This window comes from Palleronia caenipelagi, assembly GCF_007004065.1.
Classification (GTDB): Bacteria; Pseudomonadota; Alphaproteobacteria; order Rhodobacterales; family Rhodobacteraceae; genus Palleronia; species Palleronia caenipelagi.
Genome location: NZ_VFSV01000080.1, coordinates 1 through 6,638 on the forward strand (window position 1 = coordinate 1; position 6,638 = coordinate 6,638).

Annotated in this window: 9 protein-coding genes and 3 tRNA genes; 2 read left to right on the forward strand and 10 right to left on the reverse strand. The window is 59.3% G+C overall.

From position 1 onward, the window contains the following. From FEV53_RS19135 to FEV53_RS19145, 3 genes are all read right to left on the reverse strand, one after another. Positions 1–235, reverse strand: a 235-nt coding sequence (locus FEV53_RS19135) for a transposase (RefSeq protein ID WP_142836281.1), incomplete at its 3' end; no start/stop codon positions are given. 251 nt (positions 236–486) lie between these two features. Next, a tRNA-Asp gene (locus FEV53_RS19140) sits at positions 487–563 on the reverse strand. Between the two features lie 27 nt (positions 564–590). Next, positions 591–667: transfer RNA gene (locus tag FEV53_RS19145), tRNA-Asp, on the reverse strand. Between the two features lie 206 nt (positions 668–873). On the opposite strand from FEV53_RS19145, the gene FEV53_RS19150 reads away from it, so the two are divergent. Further along, positions 874–948, forward strand: a tRNA-Gln gene (locus FEV53_RS19150). A gap of 287 nt (positions 949–1,235) precedes the next feature. After that, complete coding sequence (locus tag FEV53_RS19155; protein ID WP_142836282.1) at positions 1,236–1,679, forward strand: hypothetical protein; 444 nt, start codon at positions 1,236–1,238, stop codon at positions 1,677–1,679. A 79-nt stretch (positions 1,680–1,758) separates the two neighbouring features. Here FEV53_RS19155 and FEV53_RS22245 read toward each other — a convergent pair whose 3' ends face one another. From FEV53_RS22245 to FEV53_RS21965, 7 genes are all read right to left on the reverse strand, one after another. Continuing rightward, the gene (locus FEV53_RS22245) at positions 1,759–2,043 is read right to left on the reverse strand and encodes a barstar family protein (protein WP_142836283.1); all 285 of its coding nucleotides are present in this window, start codon (positions 2,041–2,043) and stop codon (positions 1,759–1,761) included. A 102-nt stretch (positions 2,044–2,145) separates the two neighbouring features. Continuing rightward, positions 2,146–2,643, reverse strand: a complete 498-nt coding sequence (locus FEV53_RS19165; RefSeq protein WP_142836284.1) for a hypothetical protein — start codon at positions 2,641–2,643, stop codon at positions 2,146–2,148. A 164-nt stretch (positions 2,644–2,807) separates the two neighbouring features. After that, a complete protein-coding gene (locus FEV53_RS19170) occupies positions 2,808–3,440 on the reverse strand; it encodes a hypothetical protein (protein WP_142836285.1) in 633 nt (210 codons plus the stop codon). Between the two features lie 260 nt (positions 3,441–3,700). Then, on the reverse strand, positions 3,701–4,519 hold the full coding sequence (locus FEV53_RS19175; protein ID WP_142836286.1) for a DNA adenine methylase: 819 nt from the start codon (positions 4,517–4,519) through the stop codon (positions 3,701–3,703). 159 nt (positions 4,520–4,678) lie between these two features. Next, positions 4,679–4,996, reverse strand: a complete 318-nt coding sequence (locus FEV53_RS19180; RefSeq protein WP_142836287.1) for a hypothetical protein — start codon at positions 4,994–4,996, stop codon at positions 4,679–4,681. Continuing rightward, positions 4,993–5,715 (reverse strand): hypothetical protein, encoded by a 723-nt coding sequence (locus FEV53_RS19185; protein ID WP_142836288.1) that lies wholly within the window; start codon positions 5,713–5,715, stop codon positions 4,993–4,995. Before FEV53_RS19185 ends, FEV53_RS19180 begins: the two co-directional genes overlap by 4 nt. Continuing rightward, complete coding sequence (locus FEV53_RS21965; protein ID WP_142836289.1) at positions 5,715–6,527, reverse strand: collagen-like protein; 813 nt, start codon at positions 6,525–6,527, stop codon at positions 5,715–5,717. Before FEV53_RS21965 ends, FEV53_RS19185 begins: the two co-directional genes overlap by 1 nt. Between the last annotated feature and the right edge of the window lie 111 nt (positions 6,528–6,638).

Here is a 6,638-nt window from a genome sequence, read left to right on the forward strand (position 1 = left end):
GCCCGATTTTGACGTGCAGCTTTCCGACCTCTGCCGCCGATATCGTCGGCTCCGCGGTCGCCTGGCCGGTGAAGGCCTGTGCCATGTTCTCAATCGCGGTCCGTTTCCAGCCGCTGATCATGGTAGGGTGGATGTCATACTTCTTGGCCAGCTCGGCCGTCGTCAGCTCCTCGCGGATGGCTTCCAAAGCCACCTTCGCCTTGAACTCTGCCGAATAGCGTTTCCGTTTCGTCATTTCTGTGCGTTCTTCCTCAGACACTACAGATTAGCACCCGGTCCGAAATCCCGCGACCACCTCTATCTTCGAGTACATCGAGGTCTTCTACGGGCCGCCAACGCCGCCATTCAGCCATCGGCTACCAGACGCCGGTTCAGGCGTTCACAGAAATGAGTTGGAAAATGGCCGCGTAGGATCAACAATCAGACTGTCCGGAAAAAGGGACGAAGGTTAAGCCGGTCTTCTACCTTAAATGTGGACGATCTATGTGGCGCGGTTGACGGGGCTCGAACCCGCGACCCCCGGCGTGACAGGCCGGTACTCTAACCAGCTGAGCTACAACCGCGCGTAGTATGCCAGATAGGAACAGTTATGGCGCGGTTGACGGGGCTCGAACCCGCGACCCCCGGCGTGACAGGCCGGTACTCTAACCAACTGAGCTACAACCGCCCACTGCTCCTGAGGTCACCCTCAGCATGGGCGATTTCTAGGCAGGCCGCCGCGGGGCGTCAAGCGGGATACGACACCCGGAGCTGACTTTTTCAATCTTTTTTCGGCGTTTCAAACGGAGCGGAAAAATTCCTTCCGATCCGGTGAAAATTTTCTTCAGCCCCCTTGCACGTTCAAGCGCTCCGAACTAAACCGCCGCCAATTGCTGGGGTGTAGCCAAGCGGTAAGGCAGCGGTTTTTGGTACCGTGTACCGTAGGTTCGAATCCTACCACCCCAGCCATTCAGATGATGTTGTAGCGTATACTGTAGCTGTAGCGTTACATCGAATTTTTCAGTCTGTTACACTCAATTTTTCAGCAAGCGATTTTTGGTGATGATCACCCTTCCAGCCTGCACGCGGCCTACGCCCGATTCTGTCTAACACATCTGTTGACGGTCTGGCCTATGAGTCGACGGACTGGCTGTGGTCCGTCGAACCTCCTGCCCGATCCTGTCGGCACCTTGCTCAGCACCTGAAGGTCGGTACAGCGGGACTTAGTGAAATGCGCCTTTGGGGGATATGAGGAATTGAGTTGGAATTTTAATGGACCGGATTGTACAGATGCCGTTTCGTTTGTCCGAAGCTTTTGTACCGACTATACAACTTGGAATAACGCGGCGATGGCTATTTCTGACGGCATAACCGGGGAAAAGAAGCGCGCCGCTCTCCAAGATGCTAGTGAAGCTTACGCACGCCTCCTAGCACCATTCATCGCGCCGGAGACCAAGACACAACTTATTGCTTTCGGTACGGATTCTGCTTTTGATCCTTCGAGATTGAGAACTGTAACCGTGGAGGACACATCTAAAGGCTGGAATGTCAGGTTTTCAATCAAACACTCACACCTTGAATTCGATGACGACTACTCAGCAGAAGTTGAGAAAACTGCCGACGGACAGTTAGTTTTGAAGCAAATTTGGTATCTAGATCCGTTCCCCGAAGCTGGTCAGGAACGCCTAGCGTGTCTCTAGCTTGACCGACGGTCTGGACTCGTTCCCGACCTTCGCTGCAGATTTGTCCGAAGGTCGGCAGCGCGGACTAAGTTGACGTTCAGACAAGACGCAGCTCAACGTGAATTTTCTTGCCCCTAAGAGCATCTGCAAAGACAGTTTGGATTCGAGACAACAACACAGAAACCACTGCGGGTGCCTGCTCATGGCCCTTCACTGCAATAGAGTATGGCGGCGCCAAGCCATTAATATCACTTGTTATACTATCCCAGAGGGCATCTAAGTTATGTCCATGCCAGTCGGGAGCATGCAGAGCCGCTAGCAATCGCTCGTAAACGTCGTCAGCGGTCAAACAATCAGCAACGTCAACTTTGAGAGTCCTCATTCTGCGACATTTGCATATGCAGTAAGCGGTGACTAGGGCTCGTTCCCGACCTTCGCTGCAGATTTGTCCGAAGGTCGGGTGTGCGGACTTTGCTTCCGTTCGCTAAGTCAGTCCATCAATGTCAAAATAGTAAGATAGATATTGGTGTTCTATGAGAGCATATCTGCCAATTAATCCTTCATTTTTTGGCCACTGTTCGATCCATGTCAACGCGTACTGATTATCCATCTGCCGTTCGATATCGAAATCAAAAAAACATGCGAAATAGAGTGTCGCAGTACGATCAATCTCGGTGATTGGGCAGTCCCAATATCCATGGGATTTACCGTACTCTCGGTTAATAAATGCGGGGGTTGTGTCTGTATTTGGCGAGACAAGAATCTGCGAATTCTTGGGGCCATACTCTGCTGGCGAAAGTGGAGATGGATATATAACCATTGCTTTAAAAAGCGCATTTTCAGCGAAATCAAAATTTTCTCGCCAATCCCAAGCACCCAGTTCTTGTGGTGAAGGAAACATGAAGTGGTTGTTGTAGAGTTCGCGACTTGCAAGTCGAAAGCGATCTAATAGCGGTGTTATGTTGAGCTTTTCCATGTCCATAAATGATTATCTGACTTTGAATCCAATTCAACCTTCGCAATGATACACAATTACGACCAGTAGGTTTGGGCTCGTTCCCGACCTTCGCTGCAGATTTGTCCGAAGGTCGGGTGTGCGGGACAAAGTGTGCGTTTCACTATCCCCGCATCAACGACCGGTTCTCGTTAAGTCTCTGCAAGCGTGCGTTCTACGAATTTAACAAACGGATCCTCCTCACTTCGAGCGATGAGACTTTCAACAGTGGCAGGATAGGTGACGCCGAGGGCGGCTCCGACATACTCTTTGACGTCTACAGGATCAGGCCATTTCTTATCGAAATATTCTGAATAGTTGTCCGAAGGACTGAGTTCGAGATCGAACCGGCCTTCTATGCTGAAGTATCCCATTGTGATAAGAGCTATAAATTCCTGGACACTATTCGTTACGCTGAAAGCTTCGCCTTCCGAACCCAAAAATACGAATTCGGTCTTTGCGCCATTTCTCCAAGCTGCGAAATGGCTGCCATCCGCCCCGCATTTAACCAGAGGGACAATAAGGTCTTCCAGCCCATCTTTTCCAAACCAGTTGCGAACCAAGTCAGGCTCAATGACAAAGGCGAGGTGCGACCACAACTGGTCAAAGCTATCGACCGGCATCGTAGGCATGAACATCGCTTGACTACTGCGGTATCGGAAACACTGACCTTTGGCTTCCAACCAGCGAATGAGTTGCCAGATGCCTTCGGGCAATACGAAGCCTTGCGGCAATGATTTTTGCAGCGCTTTTTCAAACGCTCGATTTTTTAATACTCCAAACATCGGCACCCTATCGTTGAAAGCCGATTTTGGTCATGCCGCACATAAATTGCAACAAGGGCTCACTGCTGCCGTTCGGCGCTGCGGCGCGATCACAGCGCTCCACGGGATTCGTCAGCAGCGGATTTTCAGTTTTGCTGGCTTGGGGGTTTAAAGGCGTCGGTCACGGGCCTTATTCAACACCTCTTTAAAGATCCTGTTTAAAGGCGCGCGCGGCGGTCAGCGGGGCTGTTCGCTGACGCGCCTTGCCGGGCTTATCGGAGCTACCCTGTCCGCCAATTCCCCACCAGCAGCTCTGCCCGCTGTCCTCGCGAATCGGTCTTTGCGGAGATCGTGTAGCTCGTGGTGATCTCGGTGAGGTGGAACGTCCCGAAGAGCGCGCGGATCTCCGGCACGTCATTGATGGACATGAGGAAGCGGCCTTTGAGCCCGGCGAGCTGGTCTGCGAGGGCGGTGAAGTCGTCGCGGGAGAAGAGGGTTTTGCCGTAATCGCCCTCTGAGCCCCAATAGGGTGGGTCGAGATAGAAGAGCGTGTCGGGGCCGTCATAGCGGCGGAGGAAGTCGCTGTAATCGAGGCATTCGATGACGACGCCGGCCAGGCGGCTGTGGAGGTCTTCGAGCATGGGCTCGAGGGTGGTGAGGTTGAATCGGCCGGGGCGATCCTTTGCGACGCCGTAGGTGCGCCCGGAGATCTTCCCGCCAAAGCCGGTGCGCTGGAGATAGAGGAAGCGGGCGGCGCGCTCGAGATCGGTCAGGGTGTCGGGATCGGTGGCGATGAGGCGCTCGAACTCGGCGCGGGTGGTGAGCTGGAAGCGCAGCACTTCGAGGAACTGGGGATAGTGGCGCTGCAGGATCCGGAAGAGGTTGCTCACATCGCGGCCGCGATCGTTGATCACCTCGGCCCGGGGGCGGGCTTTGCGGCGCAGGAAGATACCGCCCATGCCAACGAAAGGCTCGGCATAGGTGCGGTGGGGTGTCGCGTCGAGGATGCGGGTGATGCGGCCTGCGAGGTTGCGTTTGCCACCGCGCCAGGGGGCGACCGGTGCGGTGGGGAGGACGGGCTGAAGAAGGTCTCTTTCCATTGGAGTGCGAATCATGCCTTTGTGGCGATCCCTGATCAGGGGTGGGAGCGGCCATAAGGCTTTGGCTGGTCGGCGGGGTTCTGGTTTGGCGACTTTGGCCCCGTGTTGCAGAGCGTGTCCGCGCTCTGTGACCTCCCGGTGATCCCGGGGGGGGTGGTGTCAGCCCTCCTTGCGCCGTTGCCATGCCCGGATCGCCCCTCCGAGGGCGAGGGGCGCGGCGGTCCAGAGAATCAGGTCGAAGGCTCCGAGGGCGACGAAGCCGGTATCCTCGGCGCTGTCGCGCAGGAGGCGGATATTGCCGGGGCTGCGGGCGATCTGCCAGCTTTCGATGAGGGCGATATAGAGGGCCACGAGAAGGCCCGGAGACCATCCCGTGGCGGCGGCGGCATAGGCGCCGATCAGGTAGTGACCGGCCTGATTGCCCGCCCAGGCCAGTGGGCGGGCGTAGAAGTCATCTGCAAAGCCGGGCAGTCTCACCAGAACCTCCATTTGCGGGTCAGGTAGGCCTGGACATGGGCGCGCTGGTTTGGGGTCAGGGCTGTGAGATAGGCCAGCACCTCGCAGATCGGCCCCCGCCAGGAGCGCCCGAGGGTGGCTGCTGCGTGCTGGAAGCCGAAGGCGGCGAGGGTGAGGTGGGGCAGGCTCTCGGTGCTGGCGGAGAAGTGCAGGATGGAGAGCGGCAAGGGCAGCATGGCGCTGCCGAAGGGCGCGCCGTTGATCGAGACGCTGGAGACGAGCTGCCCGGCATTGCCGAAGGCGAGATGGGATTTGCCGATCTCGCCCACTGCCGTGCATTCATTGACCGCCGTGCGGGAGGAGAAGACGGCGTTATAGGTGGGCCAAGTGGCGGTGGTACCGCCGGCGAACTGGCAGACGACGAACAGCTCGGCCACCTGGGCATCCTTGGCGAGCGACAGGCCGAGATTGTTGGGCGCGTCGGGCCAGAGCAGAGCGGGACGCCCGCCGGGGCCGCCCGTGGGGGCATAGGCGGGACCGCCCGCGCCCACGGCCGTCAGGCCCGGGCCACCGGGGACGCGGTTGGCATTGGCGATCACGTCGGCGCCGCCGAGGCTCAGGGTCTCTGGCGTGGCGGCATCGAACCAGCCGATGAGGCCGGGCACCTGATCGGGACCGGCGGTCCGGGCGCGGGCGGCCAGCAGGCCGGGAGCGGCGGCGAGGCGCAGGCGGGCGGGCATCAGGAGAGCGCCCCGGCCACGACCCAGGCATTGGGGCCGCGCTTGTAGCCCCAGAGCCCCTGCCAGCGTCCGAGCGTGGCGACCGCCCCGCCCGCGATGCCGTTCAGGGTGACGCCGGGGGCGGCGGTAACCGTCACATCGCCCGCGCCGATCTGGACGATGGTGACCGAGGCACCGACTGACATGGGCAGGGTCGCGTCATCGGGCAGTGTGACCACCACCGGCGTGGCCGCGTCGACCTCGAGGATCTGGCCCCGGTCGGTGGCGAGGATGGGGCCATCGGCGCTGATCACGCGCAGGGTGCTCAGTTCGATCTGATCCTCGCTGACGCCGGGCACCCCTTGCGGGCCTTCGGGTCCCTCGGGGCCTTGCGGTCCCACCGGCCCGGCCGGTCCGACCGCGCCCTGCGGCCCCGGCGCGCCATCGGCCCCGGCGGGTCCCTGCGGTCCGATCGCCCCATCAGCGCCATTGGCCCCGGCCGGGCCTGCGGGACCTGCCGGTCCGATTGGGCCGGTGATGTCTGCAAGGCTGTAGAGCCGCGTCTCGTCGGCCTCCCCGGCATAGGCCCAGAAGACCTGCCCGTCATGGAGGCGGTAGACGATGTCGCGGGCGCGCGGACCTTCGGGCCCGCGAATGTCTCCGGTGACCAGCGAGGTGCCATCGCCGAAGGTCAGGGTGATCTTTCCGGTCTCGGGGCTCCAGGCATGGCCGATGACGCCATTGCGCCAGGTGCCGCTGCCCAGATGGGCATCGATCTGGGCCACGAGGGCGGCGGCGAGGCTTTGTCCGTCGGTGAGAGCGAGATCGGGCATGGGGGTCTCCTGTCAGGCGTCGGTCACGATCACCGGCTGACCGTCGAGGGTGACGATCTCGCCTGCGAGGGTGAGGTAAGGGGTGTCGGGAAAGGGGATGGGCAGCGCGTC